Origin of the sequence: Bacillus cereus group sp. TH152-1LC (genome assembly GCF_027710505.1) — a bacterium.
GTDB lineage: Bacteria > Bacillota > Bacilli > Bacillales > Bacillaceae_G > Bacillus_A > Bacillus_A mobilis.
This window is the reverse complement of sequence record NZ_JAQFNK010000028.1, coordinates 14,616-37,315: the sequence shown is the minus strand read 5'-3', so window position 1 is coordinate 37,315 and position 22,700 is coordinate 14,616. Positions and strand designations below refer to the sequence as shown.

The following is a 22,700-nucleotide window of genomic DNA, read 5'->3' as shown; positions in this document are numbered from 1 at the left end:
TCATTCTCCTTTACTAATAAAATTCATAATGGATGATACAAAGACTTCCACTCCAACTGGTAATGCATCTTCATCAATCGTAAAACGAGGGTGATGGTGAGGATATATAATTCCTTTCTCTTTATTTCCCGCTCCGATAAAAAAGAATGTCCCTGGCGCCTTTTGTAAAAACGCTGAAAAATCTTCCCCAGCCATCGTCGGCTGTAAACGAGTAACTCGTTCCCTTCCATAAAGCTGTAATGCTGTTTGCTCAATAACCTCTGTAACTTCATAATCATTTACTACAGGTCGATATCCATATTCATAAGAAAACGTATATTTTGCCTCGTAAGCTTCCGTCACATGCTTCACAATCCGTTCAATCCTTTTCTCTGTTACTTCTCGCAACTCATGCCTTAAACTCCGCACTGTCCCTTCAATCTCCGCTTGTTCTGGAATTACATTATGGGTTGTCCCAGCATGAAATTGCGTAACAGATACTACAAGAGAATCTAACGGATCTGTAAGGCGAGATACAATTTGCTGAAGTTGCGCAACAACTTGTGTACCGATTGCAATACTATCCACTGTTTCATGAGGGATTCCAGCATGTCCACCTTTTCCTTCTATCGTAATTTTAAAAACATCTGGGGCAGCCATTGCAGGCCCATAAATTACACCTATTTTACCAACCTCTAACGCTGCCCAAAGATGAGCACCAATAATATAATCCACACCTTCCATTACACCCGCTGCAACCATTTCCTCTGCACCGCCAGGAAAGTTTTCTTCTGCATGTTGGAAGAGAAAACGAACCTCCCCTTTAACCTTCTCTCTTTCCTCTACTAACTTATGTACAACCCCAAGTAATATCGCTATATGTCCATCATGGCCACATGCATGCATCACACCTGGATATGTAGAAATAAAATCAAACTCATTTTCTTCGTGAATAGGAAGAGCGTCCATGTCAGCACGAACCGCGATGGTTTTACCAGGCTGTTTACCAATTAACCTTGCCATTACACTATATTTAGTAGGTCTTGACACTTCTAAATGCGGGATTTCCCGAAGTATATCGAATACAAACTGTGATGTTTTTTCTTCTTGAAAAGATAACTCTGGATACTTATGAAAATGCCTTCTCCACTCAATCAACTGATTCTTTAATAAAACAAGTTCCTTTGCGACATCCATTTCTCTTCATCCCTTCTTCACTAAGTTAAATGTTATTATAACTTGAATCATTAACTTTTAAAAGAATCTTCTGAATTTTCTATCACTATGACTTAAAAATAAAAAGCCATCAAAAAGATGACTTTTTCATTATTATAAAATAGTGATTGCTTGTTTCCCCATTTGCTCCCAAGCACTCTCAAACTCTGCTCGCGGAACAGCCAAACGCGGATTATTTTTCAGAGGATCATTTACATACACAAAGTTTTGATCATATCCAATTACTACTACACTATGCTCAAAATATGTAATTTTCACTTCGCCAGAGCTTGTATTCCATGTTTCAAAACTACTCTCAGCTAGTGGTTTAAACGTTGTATTAATAATGACCCATACTGGCGACCCAGAACTAACTACTTTATACATATCTTGCACGTCTCTACCTGTTAAATTAACTACTTTTCCAGGAATATATTTTTCTGCTAAATTAAAAATAGGTTGATTATATACACCATATCCCGGCTCTGTCTTCGTATAAATATTTCCAACGAATCCCTCATAAGGATTTCCACGCAAACCATTTTGCTCAAATGGAACACGATGAATCTCGCTAGCAAGTTGCATCTTATCTACTTGTATACCTTTGTATTGCAGCAACATAGCCAAACTTGTAACTTCACATCCACGAGGTAATTCTGGTAACTGTTTTATAAACGGAACATTTTCAATCATAGTCGCTTCTTTCATTTCAGATAGAAACTCTAAACGGAACACTTGCGCCTTTTGCATAATTTTATCTTTCCCTATAAAAAACGCGGCAGCAAATATAATTCCAAAAACAAAAAGATATTTTAACTTTTTCATTTTAAACAAAACTCCATTAATTATTATTTTACAGACATACCTCCTATCATTGTACCTTTCTTCTTACTAGTTTGCTAGAAAGATTCTGTGAATTATTGTTCACAGTTCCATTGTTATAAAATTCTAATTATTTTTAATAAAAAGAAAAAACAATATACTTTTCTGAATATTTTTGCTAAAATCTAAATAATTAACATAGTGAAGATATCACCTTGTTAATAAAAACATTCTTAGAGTATTTAGTCATAGTTCGTATTTTTACATACTCCATTCATTTCATAATAAATAAACCGAGTATGTGCCACATCCCCCACTAATGATTAAAAACTCGGAATGAAAATCAATTCCTACATACAAGAAAATAACGAGGTGAGGGGCATATGAATCAACAAGTAGAACAAACAGATTTAAAACGAACAATGAAAAGTAGACACCTATTTATGATTGCACTTGGTGGTGTTATTGGAACTGGCCTATTTATGGGATCTGGTCAAATCGTCCATAACGCCGGTCCTGGTGGTGCTATTCTTGCATTTTTAGTCGGTGGATTTGTTATGTATTTAACGATGTTATGTCTTGGTGAATTATCAGTTGCTATGCCAGAAGCAGGTTCATTCCAAAGCTATGCAAGTAAATTTATTTCACCTGGTTTTGGATTTGTTGTAGGTTGGATGTATTGGTTAAATTGGGCTGTTACAGTTGGGGTAGAGTTAACAACTGTAAGTATTTTAATGAAGCGTTGGTTTCCAGACGTTTCTTCGTGGATTTGGTGTGTTACATTTGCAGCTGCACTCTTTCTTGTAAACGCATTATCAGCAAAGGCATATGCAGAAGCAGAATTTTGGTTCGCAAGTGTAAAAGTCGCAACCATCGTTGTTTTCATCGTACTCGGTGGTGTAGTTATGTTCGGTCTACTAGACTTTAACGGAAAACCAGCGCCAATGCTTCACAATTTCACTGAAAATGGTGGATTATTTCCAAACGGTGCATTAGCTGTTCTTCTTACGATGATTACAGTAAATTACTCCTTCCAAGGAACAGAATTAATCGGAATTGCTTCAGGAGAAAGTGAAAACCCTGAAAAAACAATTCCAAAAGCGATTAAAAATACTATTTGGCGAACTCTCTTCTTCTTCGTCCTAGCAATATCAGTTGTTGTAGGTTTACTCCCATGGCAAGAGGCTAATCTAGTCGAAAGTCCATTTGTACTTGTATTTGATGTAGCTGGTGTTCCATATGCTGCTGATATTATGAACTTTGTCATTATTACAGCAGTATTATCCGTAGCCAACTCTGGGCTATACGCAAATTCTCGTATGCTTTGGGCTATGGCAAAACAAGGAATGGCAAGTCCAGCTTTTACGAAGTTAACGAAAAAAGGTGTGCCATTAAACGCATTAATTTTCAGTCTAATCTTTGCAAGTTTGTCTCTATTAACAAGTATATTTGCGGCAGATACTGTATTTTTAGTTTTAACATCTATTGCAGCTATGGCTGCTGTCGTAGTTTGGATGTCAATCGCAGCTTCACAGTTTTTCTTCCGTAGAAACTTCTTAAAAAACGGCGGAGACATTAACGATTTAAAATATCGCACACCGCTTTATCCAATCGTTCCAATCGTAGCATTCTCACTCAATTTCATTACATTTGTTAGTTTAGCTTTCATCCCAGATCAGAGAATTGCTCTTTATTGCGGCATTCCATTTATGATCATTTGTTACATTTTGTACCAATTAAAATATAAAAAAATTGTCACATTTGAACAACAAATAAATCTAAAAAAAGAAGTAAACTAAATATACAAAATATTCAACTATCTTTCTTATGATAAGATAGTTTTTTTCTATTTCTTGGATATCTTGGTATAACTTTATTTATCTTAAAATTTCCACAATCACGTTTTTTACTGGAAAATGGTTTACAATGTTATCAAGTTACAAATGATATTCACCTTAAAAAGCGTGCATTTGTGTCTATTTTTTAACAATATCACAAAAACTATTGCCATCTATAAATTAATAGGTTTATATTGTTTTATTGGCATAGTTTCAATCCAAGGAGAAAGGAGATTTTCAATCGTGCAACTAAAGAAAACGTTTTGGAAGCTGGCTTCGCTTCTTCCGTTATCATTACTTCTGTTCCTCGGTGGCTGTGATAAGAAACTCGCAGTATTAAATCCGCAAGGACCTGTTGCAAAAGCACAGTATGATTTAATTGTTTGGTCATTCTTGCTTATGTCATTAATTATCGCAATTGTATTCATCTTGTTTACAGTCATCTTGATTCGTTATCGTGAAAAACCAGAGAATATGGACTATGAGCCACCTGATCAACACGGTAACACATTATTAGAAATTATTTGGACACTTGTTCCTGTTATTATCGTTATCGCATTATCGATTCCAACAGTAAAAGCAACTTATGCTTCGGAAGAGGTTCCGGAAGAGTCCAAGCATATTAAACCAGTTGAGATTTATGTTACATCTGCAAACTGGAAATGGTTATTCAGTTATCCAGAGGAAAAAATTGAAACCGTTAACTATTTAAATATCCCTGCTGGTGTACCAATTCAATTTAAACTGACTTCTGTTGGTCCAATGAATGCTTTCTGGGTACCAGAACTTGGTGGTATGAAGTACACAATGGATGGCATGATTATGGATCTTTATTTACAAGCTGATAAGCCAGGTTCTTACCTAGGCCGTAGCGCGAACTTCTCGGGTGAAGGATTCACTCACATGGAATTCGAAGTTGAAGCAAAAACTAAAGAGAAGTATGACAAGTGGGTAAAAGAAGTACAACAAACTGCTCCTAAACTAACAGAAGATAAGTACAACGAAATTGTTAAACCTGGTGTAGTTGGTCGTATGACATTCTCTAGTCATCACTTAAGTTATGTAGATCCAAAATCACTTGAATATTGTGATTACAACTACTACAAAAACAAAAAATAATAGCTATTATTCCAACAGATTGGAGTGAACACAGTGAAGCTTGATGAATTCTTTGTCACAGGTGACCCGATTATTTACGGTGCAGACGCTTCTATCGTTCTTGTGACATTAGCAATCATTTTCGTACTAACAAAGTATAAAAAATGGAAATGGCTTTGGGACGAATGGTTAACAACTGTTGACCATAAAAAGATTGGGGCCATGTATATTATTTCGGCGGTTATCATGTTATTCCGTGGTGGTATGGACGGGTTAATGATCCGTGCACAGTTAACATTCCCAGAAACAACTTATTTAAATGCTGAACACTATAACGGAATCTTCACAACACACGGTACAGTTATGATTCTTTTCATGGCGATGCCATTCGTTATGGGATTAATGAACCTTGTAGTACCATTACAAATTGGTGCTCGTGACGTTGCATATCCGTTCTTAAATGCTTTAAGTTTCTGGTTATTCTTTGTCGGAGCAATGTTATTCAACATCGCTTTCGTAATCGGTGGTTCTCCAGACGCTGGGTGGACTTCTTACTTCCCAATGGCAGGTACAGAGTTTACTTCTGGTGTAGGAAATAACTACTACGCAATTGCATTACAGATTTCAGGTCTCGGTACGCTAATGACCGGTATTAACTTCCTAGTTACTATCTTAAAAATGCGTACACCTGGTATGACTTTAATGAGAATGCCAATGTTTACTTGGTCAATCTTAATTACAACAGTCATCATTATTTTCGCTTTCCCAGTATTAACAGTTGCTCTTGCATTAATGACATTTGACCGTCTATTCGATGCTCACTTCTTTACGATGGCGAGCGGCGGTATGCCAATGTTATGGGCCAACCTATTCTGGGTATGGGGTCACCCTGAAGTATATATCGTTATTTTACCGGCATTCGGTATTTTCTCTGAAATCATTAGTACATTCTCACGTAAGCGTCTATTCGGTTACAGTGCGATGGTATACTCAATGGTTGCAATTTCTTTACTAAGTTTCGTCGTATGGCTTCACCACTTCTTCACGATGGGTGCAGGTCCAGCGGTTAACTCATTCTTCTCGATTTCGACAATGGCGATTTCGATTCCAACCGGGGTTAAGATCTTTAACTGGTTGTTTACACTGTATAAAGGACGTATTCGTTTTACAGTTCCAATGCTTTGGTCATTGGCATTTATTCCAAACTTCGTAGTCGGTGGGGTTACAGGGGTTATGCTTGGAATGGCAGCAGCTGATTATCAGTACCATAACAGCTACTTCCTAATCGCTCACTTCCACTACGTATTAATCGCAGGTACAGTATTCGCTATGCTTGCTGGATTCACATTCTGGTATCCAAAAATGACTGGTCATATGTTAAATGAACGCCTAGGTAAATGGACATTCTGGATCTTTATGAGCGGATTCAACATCTGTTTCTTCCCAATGTACTTCTTAGGTTTAGACGGTATGACTCGTCGTATGTACACTTACTCTGAAAGTCTTGGATGGGGATGGCTAAACCAAATCGCATCTGTTGGTGCGGTAATGATGGGTATCGGCTTCCTAATTCTTTGCTACAACGTAATTTGGAGTGCACGTCACGGTGAACGTGACACAACTGGAGATCCATGGGATGGCCGTACACTTGAATGGGCTACTCAATCTCCTGTACAACATTACAACTTCGCGAAACTTCCTGAAATTAAAGAAGCTGATGCTTTCTGGTTCATGAAAAAACGCGGAGAAACAGTTACACCAGCAGCAGAAGATATCAAACCAATTCACATGCCAAGTAACTCTGGTGTGCCTATTATTGCGTCTGGATTCTTCGGTCTTGCAGGTTTCGCATTAGTATTTAGCTGGTTCTGGCTTGCAGCAATCGGTGGTATTGGTATTTTAGCTTGCTTAATCTATCGTTCATTCGATTATGATGATGGCTACTACGTAAGCGTTGATGAAATTAAAGAAACAGAACATATAGCATGAGAGGTGAAATGATATGGCGGCTTTAGATAAAAGCTTACCTTTGGAATATCAATCCGAGCAAAGCAGATTGAACATCCTAGGATTCTGGATTTTTCTTGGGGCTGAAATTATGCTGTTCGCAACACTTTTCGCCTCTTATCTAGTACTTGCTGGTCGTACGGCAGATGGCCCAACTCCAGCGCAACTGTTTGAACTTAAAACGCTTTTAATTCAAACATTACTACTTTTAACAAGTAGTTTTACATGCGGTATCGTAATTCACGAAATGCGTAAGAACAACCAAAAAGCAATGCTTGGATGGTTCATCCTTACATTACTTTTAGGTGCAGGTTTCCTATTCTTTGAAATTGAAGAATTCATTTTGTACATTGGTGAAGGCGCAACAATTCAAACAAGTGCTTTCCTATCTGCATTCTTCGTTCTTCTTGGAACACATGGTGCCCACGTAACAGGTGGTATCATTTGGGCAATTTGTGTTATTATCCAAATTTTAAAACGAGGTTTAACACCAGTTACAGCTCGTAAAGTATTTATTATCAGCTTATACTGGCATTTCCTTGATCTTGTTTGGGTATTTATTTACACACTAGTTTACTTGAACGGGATGGTGGCGTAAATGAGTCAAAATAACAACCAAGCAAACGGGCATGCGCATAGCGGATTCCCATGGTCACACGTTTTCGGATTTATTTTATCGCTTGCATTAACGTTCCTAGCTTTATACGTGGCACTTTACACAAACTTGCCACTTTCAACGATCTTAACATCCATTATCGCAATGGCTGTTGCGCAAGCGTTGTTACAATTAATTATGTTCATGCATTTAAAAGAAGGCGAAGGAAGAGTTCAAGTCCTTACAATGATATACAGTTTCTTCGTTGCAACTGCAACAGTTGGTTTAACTGTATGGATCTTCTTCTCAATGTAATGTACATGAAAAAGACTGCTGAGGTTTCTCAGCAGTCTTTTTTTATCCCCTCCCCCTATTACATCCACATTACGGAATTAACAACAGAATCATGAAAAATATACTTATTATGACAAATGTTAAGAAAACTCTTTCTTTATGAAATCGAATTCATATGCGTTGCTTTTCTACCTATTATATGGCTAAATAGGTACTATATTTATTTGAAGGGAGAGAACGCAATGGAACATCATACTTCTGTTCTATCACTTATGGTTGTCGTTGCAATCGCGTTTTTGGTTCCCCTTTTGTTACAACGCTTTAAATTAAAAGCACTTCCTGTCGTTGTTGCAGAAATCATCGCAGGAATCTTTGTAGGTAAAAGTGGGTTTAATATTATTGAGCCAGATATGTGGCTTCAAGTCTTATCGACACTAGGATTTATCTTCTTAATGTTCTTAAGCGGTTTAGAAATTGATTTTTCTATCTTTAAACAAAAAGGGAAAAAGAATACGACAAACGAACCAAACACATTCCAAGCAGCAAGCATTATCTTCTTATTTATTTTCATCTTATCTTATGCCCTATCATTACTATTCGTATGGCTAGGATTCGTGGATAATGCAATGTTTATGACTTTAATTATTTCAACTATTTCTTTAGGTGTTGTTGTACCAACATTAAAAGAAAACAACTTAGGAAAAACGGCAATCGGACAAATCATTTTATTAGTCGCTGGTATTGCAGATTTAGTTACAATGATTTTGCTCGCTGTATTCGTCGGATTAAATTCCGAAAGCGGCCAAAGCATGTGGCTCCTTCTTCTTCTATTCGGCGCTGGTATTGTTATTTACTTCGTTGCAAAACGCTTTAAAAACATTCCATACTTAGATAGCTTAAAAGCTGGTAGTGTACAAATTGATACACGAGCTGTTTTTGCACTCATCTTAATATTAGTTGGGTTATCTGAATCTGTTGGAGCTGAAAATATTTTAGGTGCCTTCTTAGCAGGGGTACTCGTATCGTTATTATCACCAAATGAAGATATGGTAGAAAAACTGGATTCCATCGGATATGGTTTCTTCATTCCTATTTTCTTCGTGATGGTTGGCGTAAACTTAGAGGTTTGGTCTATTTTTAAAGAACCTTCTAGTATGCTAATGATCCCAATTTTAATTGTAGGACTCTTTATTTCAAAACTGTTACCATCACTCGTTTTACGAAAATGGTATCCACGTAATATCGTACTAGGAAGTGCCATCTTATTAACATCGACACTTTCTTTAGTTATTGCAGCTGCACAAATTGGTGAAAAACTAGGGATCATTAGTCCAAGTTTATCTGCTTCCCTTATTTTAAGCGCAGTTATTACTTGTATTTTTGCACCTATATTATTTAAAAAAATGTTCCCAAAAGTAGAAACACCAAAACCAAAAGTTTCTATTATTGGCGCAAGCAGAATTACCCTTCCGTTATCACTTGATTTAAAACGAGAAGATTATGACGTAACACTATATATGATGCGTCAAAATAAAATAAATGATGAGGAAGCGAAATCACATGACTTCCCTATCGTAAAATTAGATGACATCACAATCGCTTCATTAACTGAACAAACGGCATTTCATGCAGACCGGGTTGTTGTTGCAACAAGCGATGATGAACAAAACTTATTATTAGCAGAACATGCAAAAGAACTAGGTGTTGAACATGTTATTGCAAGTGTAGAAGATCCACTTCTACAAGAAAAAGCAACGCAAGAACATATCGCCGTATTCTCAACAATTAACTCTACACGCATTCTGTTACGTGCACTAATTGATAAACCGAGTCTCGTGCGCTTAATTACAACTGCAAATGAAACTGTTCGTGAGGTTGAACTACGCAGCAATACATATAACGGTGTTGCACTACGTCGCCTTCCGTTTTTAGGCGATGTACTCGTTATTCAAATTTACCGCGGTAATAAAGCATTAATCCCGCATGGTGATACGAGACTACAACATGGTGATACATTGCTTGTCACAGGTTCAAAAGAACATATTGATACGTTGAAAAACATATTAGAATAAAAAATGCCCCTCACATAATTGAGGGGCATTTTTTTCCATTTCATATGGTAAAATGTTACTATCACATATTATGAGGATGGATCACATTATGTCTATTGTAACTTTAGCTCTTTTATTATTGGCGGAAATACTCGTTGCCATTATTCTCATCGGTGTTAGCATTGAAATTTGTAGTTATGGATGGAAAAAATCGAATGGAATAAAATACTCTTGCCTCTTACTTTCACTCCTTCTCGGAACTGCTAGCATCCTCGGACTTTTCGCCGCACCTGCCTATTTCTTTATACAACTAACAGAAAACGCCTTATAAGAAAGGATGTTCATATGATTACCGTGAAAAATATTGAGGGATCTGAAACTTACGTATTACGTCAAAAAATTTTACGCCCGAATCAAACATTAGCAGATTGTAAATACTCTTCCGACTATGAAACAGACACCTTTCACTTAGGCGCATTTATAAACGATGAACTGATTAGTATCGCTTCCTTCTCAAAAGAAATATATCCTGACTTGCTAGCAGGTGCTCATTACCGTCTACGAGGAATGGCCACATTACCTGAATTTCGAAACAAACGTGCTGGAAGCTCCTTAATTCAGAAGGCGGAGCAAGTCTTGCAAGAACGCCAAGCAAATATATTATGGTGTAATGGCCGAATTACTGTAGCTGACTATTACAAGCGCTTAGGCTTCCAAGAACATGGTGAAATCTTTGAAATTGAACCGATTGGCCTTCATAAAGTACTATATAAAAGAATATAAGAAAAGCTTTCCCCACTATGGGAAAGCTTTTCTTATATTTCAATCTTCACTTTTTATTCTCTTCATATATATGTATATAAACAAACTAGGAACTAAAAAACAAGCAAACATAATAAGTCCTGTCATACTAATTTCCTTTATCGAAATATCTGGTGTTACAACGATACAAATAGCTAAAATACCAATAACAATACCTACCGGAATGAATAGTAGCTTCATAAAATAACTACGCGATACTCCGCCCGTATGCTCATACACTTCCACCGAATTTTTTAAGTTTAAAAAATTAATAACTATTATCCCGCACATAAATACCATTAATAAATCTGAAACACTTTCATACCCTGCACCTTGCAAAACGTAGCGATAAAAAACAATACCTAGTATGACGATATTTTGTAAGATGAAAACGAGTCTAATATGTTTTAGCCCCTCAATCATTAAACGTTCATCCTTCACGATTCTCATCCCCTCACTCCTCTTCCTCCCAAAATAAATCATTTAATGTTTTGTCTACCGCATAACAAATTTTCAAACATAAATCTAAAGACGGGTTGTATTTCCCCTTCTCAATTAAACTAATCGTTTGCCTTGTAACGCCTACTTTTTCTGCTAATTGTTGCTGTGTTAAATCTAACTGAACACGCGCGACTTTTATTTTACTTACAGCCATTCATGTTCCTCCTCTACCTTTATTGTAACATATATATTCCATTAAGTAATTTATATTTTACGTATTTAATTTGATTTCCACCCTATTATACACAAAAAAAAGGCCTCTCATAAGAAGCCCCCTTTTCTATATTATAAGAATAAATGACATCCAAATAAAATTGTAAATAAGTATAGTAACGGATGTACTTCCATCCCTTTCCCCTTAACAATTTTTAAGACTGGATACACTAGAAATCCAATTGCAATTCCATTCGCAATACTAGACGTTAACGGAATACCAACGAAAATTAAAAATGCTGGTAATGCATCATCAAATTCATTCCAATTAATATCACGAAGACTTTGTGCCATTAAACTACCTACAATAATTAATGAAGGAGCTGTAATAGCGGCTACACTTGATAAAGAAGCAATGACAGGGCTGAAGAATGCCGTTATAATCGTTAGGCCGACAACGACAATACCTGTTAATCCTGTTTTACCACCTGCAGCAATACCCGCTGACGATTCAATCGTCGCTGCTGTTGGGCTTGTTCCAAAAATAGAGCCTGTAGTCCCACCAATTGCATCTGCAATAAACGCTTTACCAAAACGTTTCTCAGTATTATCTGTAATTAAGCCTGCTTGTTTAATTAAACCAAGTAATGCACCTGTTGTATCAAATAACAGTACAAGTAAAAATGAAAATACAACGCCATATAATCCGTATTCCATTACATCTGAAAAGGCGTTGATTGGGTTTGAAACGATAATACCCTCTGGTAAATGAGGCATCGCGACAATTTTATCCTCAAACTTCAGTTGCCCTGTAAAGAAAGCGATAACTCCCGTCACAATCATACTAATAAATAATGCACCGCTCACACGCAATGCCATTAATACCGCCGCTAATATTAAACCAATTAAAGTTAAAATAACGGCTGGAGAATGAAAATCACCAATCGTAACTAAATTAGATGGATGATCAACGATAATTCCAGAAAGGCGTAATCCAATAAAAGCAATAAATAGTCCAATTCCACCTGCAATTGCATGTTTTAAACTATCTGGAATTGCGACAATTAGCTTTTGCCTAAATGAAGTGAAAGATAATAAAAGAAAAATGATACCCGTTACAAATACTGCTGAAAACGCAATGACATATGTAATCCCCTCTGCCTGTTGAACAACAGAATAAGCAAAATACGCATTCATTCCCATAGCTGGAGCAATAACAATTGGATAGTTAGCTAAAAACGCCATACATAGCGTCCCTACAACCGTCGCAATAATAGTTGCTGTAAAAGCTTGATCAAATGGTACACCTGCATCAGATAATATTTTCGGATTGATGACAAGAATATACGCAAATGTAAAAAAAGTTGTGATGCCAGCTAAAAGCTCTTGCTTCACAGAAGTGTTATATTTTTGTAATTGAAACATGGTTATGTACCCTTCCTACATCTGAATTATTATCACACATTCTTTTTCTTACTAGTATGTGAGAAAATATAATACTTAATCTTAACAATCAATAAAAAGAAGAGTCAATATATTCACTAATAGTTCGAATTTTAAGTTTAAGTCTGACAAGTACAGATGTAGTACAGTTAATCATGTTTATTTTTGTAGCATAACAGATGGAAATGTTTTATAATTTGAAATAGTTAAATATTTAGTAAACGCATTCAAATATCGTTCACTCTACAAGGAGGATTCTTCTCATGCAGCACACAAACAAATCTGAAACTTTAAATCGAGGTTTAAAAGAACGACATATTACTTTAATGTCACTCGGTTCAGCTATTGGCGTTGGACTATTTTTAGGATCTGCCTCTGCTATTAAACTAGCTGGCCCTTCTATTCTACTAGGTTATATGATCGCTGGACTCGTTATTTTTTTCATTATGCGAGCACTTGGAGAAATGGCAATTGAACAACCTGTTGCCGGTTCTTTTAGTAAATATGCTTCTGATTACCTTGGACCATTAGCTGGCTACATTACCGGTTGGAACTACTGGTTCTTATGGGTTGTTACTTGTATGGCTGAAATTACAGCAGCTGGCATTTACATGCAGTACTGGTTCCCAGATATCCCGCGCTGGACTTGGGCGTTACTCGCTCTATTATTAATGAGTGCTTTCAACTTCTTGTCCGTAAAAGTATTTGGAGAACTTGAATTTTGGTTTGCTCTCATCAAAATTGTCACAATTATCTGTATGATAATTATTGGAGCTGGGATTATTTTATTCGGATTCGGAAACGGCGGTATCGCTACTGGTATTTCAAACCTTTGGTCACATGGTGGCTGGTTCCCAAATGGTTTTTCTGGGTTACTACTCTCCATGCAAATGGTGTTATTCGCTTATTTAGGCGTTGAATTAATCGGTGTTACAGCTGGTGAAGCTCAAAATCCGAAAAAAACACTCGCAAAAGCTATCGATAACGTATTTTGGAGAATATTACTGTTCTACGTTGGGGCTCTATTCGTTATGATGGCAATTTATCCATGGAACGAACTTGGTGAGAAAGGAAGTCCATTCGTTTTAACATTCCAGCAAATCGGTATCGCAAAAGCAGCAGGGATTATTAACTTTGTCGTATTAACAGCAGCTCTTTCTTCTTGTAATGGTGGTTTATTTAGTACAGGCCGTATGCTATTTACATTAGCTCAGCAGAAAAAAGCTCCTGAAAGATTCGGTCGTTTAAATAAAAACGGCATTCCAAGTCAAGGTATTGTAGCAACAGCTATCGTTTTACTCATTGGTGTTATATTAAACTATCTTGTGCCCGCAAAAGTATTTACATGGCTCACTAGTATTTCAACTTTCGGAGCAATTTGGACTTGGGGCATCATATTAGTCGCTCAAATTAAGTTCCGTAAAGGATTGCAAACTGATAAAAAGGACAAGCTAACATATAAAATGCCTTTACATCCATTCAGTTCATATTTCTCACTCGCTTTCCTTGCACTCGTATTAGGTATAATGGCGTATTCAGAAGATACAAGAATTGCATTAATTGTTGGTCCTATTTGGCTTATTGGTTTAGCTATCGTGTATTATATGAAAGGGTTTCATAAAATTGATGAAACACCTAATTCAAAAATTAGTTAAACAAAACATCCCTTCCTTATTAATTGGAAGGGATGTTTTTATATCTATATAAATATTTCTCAACAAAATTCACGGTATTTTTACAATTTTTTAATATTTTTTACGTTTTCTGTCTTTATTTTTTCAGAAAAATAAATTACATTATTAAAGCACATATATTTATTATTAGGGGGATTCTTCTATGAAGAATAAAAAATGGATTACATTTTCTTTAGCAACAGCAATTACACTAAGTATAGGAGCTTCGTTCATTCCGTCTACTTATGCCGAAAGCTCAGTGGACCCAGCTCCTGAAATTGCTGCAAAAGTTGTAAATCAAAATAACGGGAAGAAAGTATTATTCGATAATACACACGGTCAAACTGCCGGGACAGCTGACTGGGTTATTGATGGTGGCTTTTCTGATTTTGGAAACGGCATTGCCCAAAACGGATATCATGTAAAAGAACTACGTAAATCAACACCGATTACATACGAAGATTTAAAAAACTACAATGTGTTTATCGTTCCAGAAGCAAATATTCCTTACAAAAAATCTGAACAAGATGCTATGTTACAATACGTGAAAAATGGCGGTAGTATCTTCTTTATTGCAGATCATTATAATGCAGATCGTAACAAAAATCGCTGGGACTCTTCTGAAGTATTTAATGGATATAGACGCGGTGCATGGGATAATCCTGCAAAAGGAATGTCTAGTGAAGAAGGAAATTCACAAGCTATGCAAGGAGTAGAAAGCTCTGATTGGCTATCTGACAACTTCGGTATTCGCTTCCGCTACAATGCAATCGGTGATGTTTCTGCTAAAAATATTGTGTCACCTGAACAATCATTTGGCATTACAAAAGGTGTTTCATCTGTAGCAATGCATGCTGGTTCTACCCTAGCCATTACAAATCCAAAACTAGCAAAAGGACTTGTTTATCTTCCAGAAAACCCATCAAAATGGAATAATGCTGTTGATATCGGTGTTTATAACGGCGGTGGTGTTGCAGAGGGGCCTTATGCCGCTATCGCTAAAGTAGGACTTGGGAAAGCTGCCTTTATCGGTGACTCCTCTCCAGTTGAAGATGCATCACCAAAATACGTTCGTGAAGATTCTGGCCAAACGAAGAAAACTTACGATGGTTATAAAGAAGAAAACGATGCTATCTTACTAGAAAATATCGTAAATTGGCTATCGAATAAAGAAACATTTACAAGTTTGGATCAAGTAGATGGTTTACAACTTGATTTACCTACCACTTTACAAACATTTGAGCAACCAAACTTATCAACTGAGCCACAACCTGAACCTTGGAGTGCGCCAAATGCAGGTTATCAATGGTTTAATACAAACACTTTCAAACCAGGTTCATACGGTTATAACGGTGCTGTAACAGCAAACGACTACGTAGTTACACACCCTAGCACTCTACCAAACAATGAAGTGTTCCAAATGAAAATTCAAGTAAATAACTTATTACCAAACACAACATACAATAATTACTCTTTAGGTATATTCACTACTGGCGGTACACAAGTAGCAAAAGTTCAAAATACAAATGGTACTTGGCCATCTGCTTTCGGATATAGTAGTGCATTCTCTTTCACAACAAACAGCTTAGGTTCTGCTGAGAAAATTGTGAACGTACAAATCGATTCAAATACAGCTGGACAAGCAACGCTTCGTCTACGCCAAAATACAACAGCGAAATATAGTGAAACTGTAACGATTAATAAGAAATAATGAAAAAGGCAATTCGGATATGGATTGCCTTCTTTCTATTTCTCTTCTTTTGAGAAAAACATCCTTGAAATAACGATACCTATACTACCTACTATTAAGAATAACACTGCCCTAATCATCATCGATACTTCTGGTAAGTCCAAAAGGAATAGTTTCCCTATCGTTACGACTAACACGACTAAGCCGGCATACAATATTTCATTCATATTTTTATTCCGTCCAAGCCAAACTGCAAATAATGCATATACCATCCATAATAACGATACCGATACACTTATTATACTTCCATCTGTAGAAAGCACTTCACCGACTCTAGTAATTGCAATAAATACGATAACCATAAACCAATAGAGTGCTATAGAATAAACATATTTTCCAAAGCTCCTTAACACATCTTTCGCTTGTTTCATGCAGTAATAAAATGTACCTATTAAAATAAGATGAGCAACAAATCCAGATGAAAGGAAATGATCAAACGGGCTAAAAATAGTCTGTATCATTCCAATCGCGTAAATCGTCGCACTAACATACAATTTCACCTGTTGTTTTACTTTAATAGCAGTCACCATACCGAGGAAACCTTGTAATAATAATACAATCGCTGCATTCACTAAACTATACTCATATAAAATCGCTAAACTAAATGCACCCATTGCGAAACCAAATAAAAGATTTGTAAATGTAGAATGTTGATTCTTCCTATATTCAAATACGAACATAATAGCGTGCACGAGTGCGCTAATCATTAATCCCCATGTTGTAAATTCAGGTATTTTTGAAATGGCTAATATAAAGAAAACTGCATTCGCACTAAATATCGCCAAACGGGGTTCTACTATAAAACTTCTCTCCGTAAACATATGCCAAAATAATAGTAAGTGAATCAAACCATAAACAACTGTTAACTGTATTTGCAAATCCTCTACTAACATTGACATAATAGCAAAGAAGACAAAAAGGACAATAGCAGCAACAACATAAGAAATCATATATAAATACTGATAACGATTTTTCAGCGCATACCATAACAAGCTAAGTGTTAGTATCGTCTCATATCCAAAGAAAATATAAGGATTAGGAGTCGTACTATTTAATAAGAATGGTACGAAGAAAGCTCCTACCGCTACGAAGATAGTAAGATATTCCGATTGATACCTCTTCGCTACATAAATACCTAAAATGACCCATGCAATATTACATACAAACGCAACACTTGCTGGAATAAATCCATATAAATAATGTGCCGCAAATGTCGTTAAAACTATACCCGTAATACTTCCTCCTGCTAATACTAAACCCAACGCTTGCCGCTCTCGTTTAATTTGAATATCCCCTATATAATAAAAAACGATTGATAGGACAATACCAAACACAATTCGTATTGCTGGTGTTAATAATCCAGCATCTACCCCTGCTTTAAATAACCATATTACTCCAAGTAACATAATGCCAACAAATATGCGTGGTAACCAAGTTTGGCAAAGCTTAATAATATTAAATGGTTCTGGTTTAAAAGCAGATATATCCACTTGTTTTATCTCACGTTCTTGCACAGGCTCTTTTATTGTAACTACTTCTTCTTTTTGCTTTTCCTCCATCACCGTTTCAATATATTCTTTCTTTTCCTTCCTAACATGTTGCTGAGCATTTTCTACTTCTATTTCTCTTTGTTTTGCTTTCAATTCAAAAAGTGCTTCTTGCATCGTTTCAATTGTCGTTTCGAGTGCTTCTATTTTCTTATTTAAATCTTTCTTCATACACTCCCCCCTCATCACCCATTCAAAATCTATATATTACCAATTATCTTTATCATACTCTTAGTCTATTCATTTTCAATACCATTTTTCCAAAAAAAGGTGTTTTCCGAAGTAGGAAAACACCTTTTTACTCATTTGTTCTTATTTAAAACGCTACTCACGATAACGCCAATACAAACACCTATAATAGCTGGAACAATCCACCCAACACCTTCTGTATAAAACGGGATGTATTTCAATACTGGTGTCCACTGATTCATCATCACATTTTTATTGAAAATATCGATTGCACTAAATACCGCTACAATCCCAACTGTTACTGCATATACGTATGCATACTTTCCAATATACTTATGGAATAACCCTAAAATAATAAGCGTTAATGCAACTGGATAAATAAACCCAAGAATCGGTACTGATACTTTTAAAATTTGTGTTAATCCTAAATTAGCTAAAATCATACTAACAAAACTTAATATAAATGCCCAAACTTTATAAGTTACTTTCGGAAATGCACTTGCGAAAAATTGACTACAAGATGTAACAAGTCCAATTGAAACACATAAACACGCGATCGTAAAAATAAGACCTAATAATACGACCCCACCTTGTCCAAATAACGTCGTCATCACTTGTGCTAATACGTTCGCCCCATTATCAAACGTACCTAACGAACCGCTAATTGAACCAACATATCCAAGTATGACATAAATAATAGATAATAATAGTCCTGCACCAATTCCAGCAATACTCATATATTTCGCTAAACTTTTATCATCTTCAATACCTTTTGCGCGTAAAGCATTTGCAATAACAATCCCAAAAATTAAAGCTGCTAATGCATCCATCGTTAAATACCCATCTAAAAACCCTTGGAACATAGGAGCTTGTCCATAGTTTCCAGCAGCCTCTTTCACACTACCTACTTGTGTAAACATGCTCTTTATAAAGATAAGGGCAATCATACCTAATAATAACGGTGTTAAAACCTTTCCGAACAACCCCATTAATTTAGACGGTGATAAACTTAACCAGTACACAATACTAAAGAAAATAACCGTGTAACATAATAAAACTACGCTTCCCGCTTCTGTGAAGAACTGCCCTGGTCCCATTTCAAAAGCTAAACTTCCTGCACGTGGTATACCAAGACCTGGTCCAATAAATAAATACACGATACATGGAAAAATAATAGCGAATGAAGAATGAACTCTACCCGCTAACGTTTGAAAGCTTCCCGCTTTCGCAATCGCGATAACACCCAATATAGGAAGACCTGTTGCTGATATAATAAATCCTATTAACGAAATCCACACATGTTCTCCTGCTTCATACCCAAGGAAAGGTGGGAATATAAGATTCCCCGCTCCAAAGAACATCGAGAATAACATAAGACTAATCAGTAAAATTTCTTTTTTCTGTAACAATTTCATTTATTTCTCCTTCTTTAATCTCATCTTTTATGAAATCAATTTCACACAAAAAAAGTGCAATAACCCGCTTCCTTACAAAGAAAACATAGTCCATAGTCTACCACAAAAGAAACACCCATTCTATAGCTATATCTCTTTTCCAATTTCTTCTGAAAAATCAACCTTTCCCCGCATTAACGGGCAGTAAGACTCCCTTCTAATAATTAAGCTGATAACCAGATATCCAGAGGGAGTCAAACTGCCCTTAAAAGCCCGATTCGTGCAACTAATACTCATGTTAGAATGAAATCTTCAAACACGAGTAAAGCTTCACTTCATTGACTTATAATAGTTAATAAGGTAAAATATTAAATATACAAAATTATTAACTTTGTTTTTGTTTGTGTCAGGAGGAAAATAACATGGAATCAGCGATACAACTAGAAAAAGAACAACAAAGAAAAAAGAAACATCCTCCAGGTTTATACTTACTCTTCTTTACAGAAATGTGGGAAAGATTTAGTTACTATGGATTACGAGGATTATTAACATTATATTTAACGACAGCTTTAGTAAGCGGTGGTCTTGGGTTTAGTCCTGCATGGGCACTCTCTATTTACGGATTTTATACTGGAGCCTGTTATTTCACACCAATGATTGGTGGATACTTAACAGACCGTTTTCTAGGTAGACGAAAAGCGATCACAATTGGTGGTATAACAATGGCAATCGGTAACCTTACACTATTTTCCATGCAAAACCAAGTCGGCCTATACCTCGGATTAGCGCTTATTATTATCGGTAATGGATTCTTCAAACCGAATATCTCTACACTGGTTGGAGAATTATACGAAGAGAATGATCCAAAACGTGATAGTGCATTTACCATTTTCTATATGGGTATTAACGTCGGGTCATTTTTAGCTCCACTCGTTTGCGGATTTTTATCAGAAAATTTATTCAAAACAACAGTTGATGGCGTTGTACATTACGGATTCCGTTACGGTTTCTTAGCCGCTTCAATTGGAATGATCATTGGACAAATTTTATTTACAACATTATCAAATCGCTTCCTTGGTGATATTGGTAAAAAACCAACTCGCGATTTGCAAACAACAGATGGACAACCATCAGTAGGAGATACACCGTTAACAAAAAAAGAAAAACAACGTACCGCAGTTATCGTCATTTTAACATGCTTCGTTGTCTTCTTCTGGGCTGGCTTTGAACAAGCTGGTAGCTCATTAACATTATATACAAACAAATTTGTAGACCGCTCTGTGTTCGGATGGGAAGTTCCAACATCTTGGTTCCAATCGGTCAATCCATTATTTATTATTTTACTTGCTCCAGTCATTTCAGCATTATGGGCAAAACTTGCAACTCGCAAGCGCGGGGATTTAAAAATCCCAACTAAAATGGGACTTGGTATGATCTTGCTTGGTATCGGTTATATCATTCTCGTTATCGCTACATTAAAAACAGGTAGTGATGAACATAACATTACAGAAAAAGCAAACTTACTATTTATCGTCTTTACGTATCTTTTCCATACGTTAGGTGAGCTATTCTTATCACCTGTTGGACTATCAATGGTTAGTGCACTTGCCCCAGTAAAACTTGCTTCTTTATTAATGGGAGTATGGTTAGCAAGCTCAGGAATTGCTAACATTTTAGGCGGACAACTTGCAAGCTTCACAACTTCACTTGGATATGCTGAAGTATTTACAGTAATCGGAGCTGTAGCAATTGTATTAGGTTGTGTTTTATTACTAATTTCTAAGAAACTAGTGAAATGGATGGATTAAAAAAAGATGAAGGGATTTCCCTCATCTTTTTTTATTTCTTCGCCTTCGTTCCTACTAAATCACCAGCAACAACGTAACGCTTAGAATTATCTTTCACAGATACACATGTAATAAGCGTTATTTCATCTTTCCCATGATCCTCAACAACTTCCCACTTATCAGGAGTTACTTCAGATACACCAGTAACCGCATATTCATATTCGTTTTCATTATCATACAAATAAATTTTGTCACCTTTTTTTAAAGAGGCTACATCACTAAATAAAACACCTTTTTTAGACATGTTATGTCCTGCTAATGCATAATTGCCTTTTCCCATTACTTGATTTTCTTTTACTGTTGCTGCACCTGATAATAGGTTTTTCTCAGTAGAAGATTTTAAAACAGGAAGTTCTAATGAAACACTCGGAATCGAAATACGACCAATTACTTGTTTCTTATCTAATGATGCATTCGCTACTTCTGCCAAGTCTGGTTGATCAATTTTCGAAGCATCTACAAATTCCGTCTCATGTTTTTCATAATCCATCTTTTGAACAGCCTGCACATTTTCAGTCTGTTTCTTTTCAGCCTGATATCCATCATAAAATGGCTTTCCGATTAACACACCACCTACAACAAATAGAAGGATTGCTACTATACTATAAATTCTTTGCTTATTCATATACAATTCCTTTCCCTTACAAAATCTTACTCTATATAAAATGATAAGATAATATTGCTATATGTACAAGTGTAAGCTAAAAAGAAACCTTCTTGCCGATGCAAGAAGGTTTCTTTTTAAGCGATTTTATTTCGATATAAGGATACGTGAAAAATTGTCATTTGAATAAAGAACATACTAAATACAATATATATTGGATATGCAGGAACATATAGATTAACAATTGGAGAAAGAGTTAAAAAACCAACCGCACAAGGCAACACGTACCATAGTGACATAAATGTAGTACGACAAGCCTTTTCTGTAATTGCCTTTTCCCGCTCATCCTCTTGAGGAAATAATAGCGGAAACATCCAATACGAGAGCTCTTTATATTTTTTCTTTTGAATTTTATAAAGAACAGTCGATACAATACCAAATATTAAAAGTAATCCTAGCGGCATTAAACTCAGTGAAATTTCAGATGGTACTCTCTCCGTTTGAATAAAATTAGCGACTTCAATAGTAAAATAATACAACTCAATAAACGCCCAACCTGCTAATACCATTAAAAGTACATTTAGCATATAAGAAAATACGAGTCTATTCATCCTCTTTCCCCTCCTTATTTAACACAAACACATCTTCCATCTTTAACTCGAATACATCGCAAATCGTAAGTGCTAATAACAATGAAGGAACATAATCACCTTTTTCAATTGCAGCGATCGTTTGTCTCGTTACTCCAACCTTTTCTGCTAATACACTTTGGGAAAAATTAAAGCGAGCTCTTAACTCCTTCACTCTATTTAAAATGGACAATTTTACCACCTCTCGATTACATTGTATGCTTCCCTTAACAAAATGTAAACTTAACTTAACATTATTTTTGTAAAAAA

General features: G+C 36.0%; 21 protein-coding genes. 11 read left to right on the top strand and 10 right to left on the bottom strand.

What is annotated here, in order from left to right:
- Both PDL00_RS31040 and PDL00_RS31035 read right to left on the bottom strand, forming a co-directional pair.
- Positions 1 to 1,176, bottom strand: coding sequence for an amidohydrolase (locus PDL00_RS31040; RefSeq protein ID WP_242256341.1), 1,176 nt, complete (start codon positions 1,174 to 1,176; stop codon positions 1 to 3).
- 132 nt (positions 1,177 to 1,308) lie between these two features.
- A complete protein-coding gene (locus tag PDL00_RS31035; RefSeq protein WP_242256339.1) occupies positions 1,309 to 2,019 on the bottom strand; it encodes a C39 family peptidase in 711 nt (236 codons plus the stop codon).
- 380 nt (positions 2,020 to 2,399) lie between these two features.
- Here PDL00_RS31035 and PDL00_RS31030 point away from each other — a divergent pair, with 380 nt between their 5' ends.
- From PDL00_RS31030 to PDL00_RS30995, 8 genes are all read left to right on the top strand, one after another.
- Complete coding sequence (locus PDL00_RS31030; RefSeq protein ID WP_270733389.1) at positions 2,400 to 3,815, top strand: amino acid permease; 1,416 nt, start codon at positions 2,400 to 2,402, stop codon at positions 3,813 to 3,815.
- Positions 3,816 to 4,097: 282 nt separating this feature from the next.
- Complete coding sequence (locus PDL00_RS31025; protein ID WP_001176180.1) at positions 4,098 to 4,973, top strand: cytochrome aa3 quinol oxidase subunit II; 876 nt, start codon at positions 4,098 to 4,100, stop codon at positions 4,971 to 4,973.
- A gap of 33 nt (positions 4,974 to 5,006) precedes the next feature.
- Positions 5,007 to 6,941: a cytochrome aa3 quinol oxidase subunit I gene (qoxB, locus tag PDL00_RS31020; RefSeq protein WP_063263754.1), complete on the top strand. Its 1,935-nt coding sequence runs from the start codon at positions 5,007 to 5,009 to the stop codon at positions 6,939 to 6,941.
- Between the two features lie 13 nt (positions 6,942 to 6,954).
- Positions 6,955 to 7,557 carry a cytochrome aa3 quinol oxidase subunit III gene (qoxC, locus tag PDL00_RS31015; protein WP_063263755.1) on the top strand — a complete coding sequence of 201 codons (603 nt, stop codon included), beginning with the start codon at positions 6,955 to 6,957 and terminating at the stop codon, positions 7,555 to 7,557.
- On the top strand, positions 7,558 to 7,869 hold the full coding sequence (gene qoxD / locus PDL00_RS31010; protein WP_063263756.1) for a cytochrome aa3 quinol oxidase subunit IV: 312 nt from the start codon (positions 7,558 to 7,560) through the stop codon (positions 7,867 to 7,869). It abuts the gene before it with no gap.
- A 221-nt stretch (positions 7,870 to 8,090) separates the two neighbouring features.
- Entirely contained in the window at positions 8,091 to 9,920 is a 1,830-nt protein-coding gene (locus PDL00_RS31005; protein ID WP_270733382.1) for a monovalent cation:proton antiporter family protein, read from the top strand.
- A 52-nt stretch (positions 9,921 to 9,972) separates the two neighbouring features.
- Positions 9,973 to 10,230, top strand: a complete 258-nt coding sequence (locus PDL00_RS31000) for a DUF4022 family protein (RefSeq protein ID WP_000926994.1) — start codon at positions 9,973 to 9,975, stop codon at positions 10,228 to 10,230.
- A gap of 14 nt (positions 10,231 to 10,244) precedes the next feature.
- The gene (locus PDL00_RS30995) at positions 10,245 to 10,682 is read left to right on the top strand and encodes a GNAT family N-acetyltransferase (RefSeq protein WP_242256333.1); all 438 of its coding nucleotides are present in this window, start codon (positions 10,245 to 10,247) and stop codon (positions 10,680 to 10,682) included.
- A gap of 39 nt (positions 10,683 to 10,721) precedes the next feature.
- On the opposite strand, the gene PDL00_RS30990 is transcribed toward PDL00_RS30995, so the two are convergent.
- The 3 genes from PDL00_RS30990 to PDL00_RS30980 form a co-directional block, all read right to left on the bottom strand.
- On the bottom strand, positions 10,722 to 11,150 hold the full coding sequence (locus tag PDL00_RS30990) for a hypothetical protein (RefSeq protein ID WP_048541796.1): 429 nt from the start codon (positions 11,148 to 11,150) through the stop codon (positions 10,722 to 10,724).
- A 4-nt stretch (positions 11,151 to 11,154) separates the two neighbouring features.
- Positions 11,155 to 11,355 (bottom strand): helix-turn-helix transcriptional regulator, encoded by a 201-nt coding sequence (locus tag PDL00_RS30985; RefSeq protein WP_000301181.1) that lies wholly within the window; start codon positions 11,353 to 11,355, stop codon positions 11,155 to 11,157.
- 131 nt (positions 11,356 to 11,486) lie between these two features.
- Positions 11,487 to 12,779 (bottom strand): NCS2 family permease, encoded by a 1,293-nt coding sequence (locus tag PDL00_RS30980; protein ID WP_048541793.1) that lies wholly within the window; start codon positions 12,777 to 12,779, stop codon positions 11,487 to 11,489.
- 281 nt (positions 12,780 to 13,060) lie between these two features.
- Between PDL00_RS30980 and PDL00_RS30975 the strand changes: the two genes are divergently transcribed.
- Both PDL00_RS30975 and PDL00_RS30970 read left to right on the top strand, forming a co-directional pair.
- Complete coding sequence (locus PDL00_RS30975) at positions 13,061 to 14,452, top strand: amino acid permease (RefSeq protein WP_242256331.1); 1,392 nt, start codon at positions 13,061 to 13,063, stop codon at positions 14,450 to 14,452.
- A gap of 181 nt (positions 14,453 to 14,633) precedes the next feature.
- A complete protein-coding gene (locus PDL00_RS30970; protein ID WP_270733380.1) occupies positions 14,634 to 16,181 on the top strand; it encodes a DNA-binding protein in 1,548 nt (515 codons plus the stop codon).
- Between the two features lie 35 nt (positions 16,182 to 16,216).
- On the opposite strand, the gene PDL00_RS30965 is transcribed toward PDL00_RS30970, so the two are convergent.
- Positions 16,217 to 17,938 (bottom strand): DUF2339 domain-containing protein, encoded by a 1,722-nt coding sequence (locus tag PDL00_RS30965; protein WP_242256327.1) that lies wholly within the window; start codon positions 17,936 to 17,938, stop codon positions 16,217 to 16,219.
- A gap of 131 nt (positions 17,939 to 18,069) precedes the next feature.
- A complete protein-coding gene (gene brnQ1, locus PDL00_RS30960) occupies positions 18,070 to 19,371 on the bottom strand; it encodes a branched-chain amino acid transport system II carrier protein BrnQ1 (protein ID WP_242256325.1) in 1,302 nt (433 codons plus the stop codon).
- Between the two features lie 401 nt (positions 19,372 to 19,772).
- On the opposite strand from brnQ1, the gene PDL00_RS30955 reads away from it, so the two are divergent.
- Positions 19,773 to 21,158 carry a peptide MFS transporter gene (locus PDL00_RS30955; RefSeq protein ID WP_270733378.1) on the top strand — a complete coding sequence of 462 codons (1,386 nt, stop codon included), beginning with the start codon at positions 19,773 to 19,775 and terminating at the stop codon, positions 21,156 to 21,158.
- A 31-nt stretch (positions 21,159 to 21,189) separates the two neighbouring features.
- Here PDL00_RS30955 and PDL00_RS30950 read toward each other — a convergent pair whose 3' ends face one another.
- The 3 genes from PDL00_RS30950 to PDL00_RS30940 form a co-directional block, all read right to left on the bottom strand.
- Positions 21,190 to 21,822 (bottom strand): class A sortase, encoded by a 633-nt coding sequence (locus tag PDL00_RS30950; RefSeq protein WP_071721043.1) that lies wholly within the window; start codon positions 21,820 to 21,822, stop codon positions 21,190 to 21,192.
- Positions 21,823 to 21,938: 116 nt separating this feature from the next.
- Positions 21,939 to 22,412, bottom strand: a complete 474-nt coding sequence (locus PDL00_RS30945; protein ID WP_242256323.1) for a DUF2178 domain-containing protein — start codon at positions 22,410 to 22,412, stop codon at positions 21,939 to 21,941.
- Complete coding sequence (locus PDL00_RS30940) at positions 22,405 to 22,623, bottom strand: helix-turn-helix transcriptional regulator (RefSeq protein WP_048527833.1); 219 nt, start codon at positions 22,621 to 22,623, stop codon at positions 22,405 to 22,407. The genes PDL00_RS30945 and PDL00_RS30940 overlap by 8 nt, the downstream gene beginning before the upstream one ends.
- Positions 22,624 to 22,700: the final 77 nt, after the last annotated feature.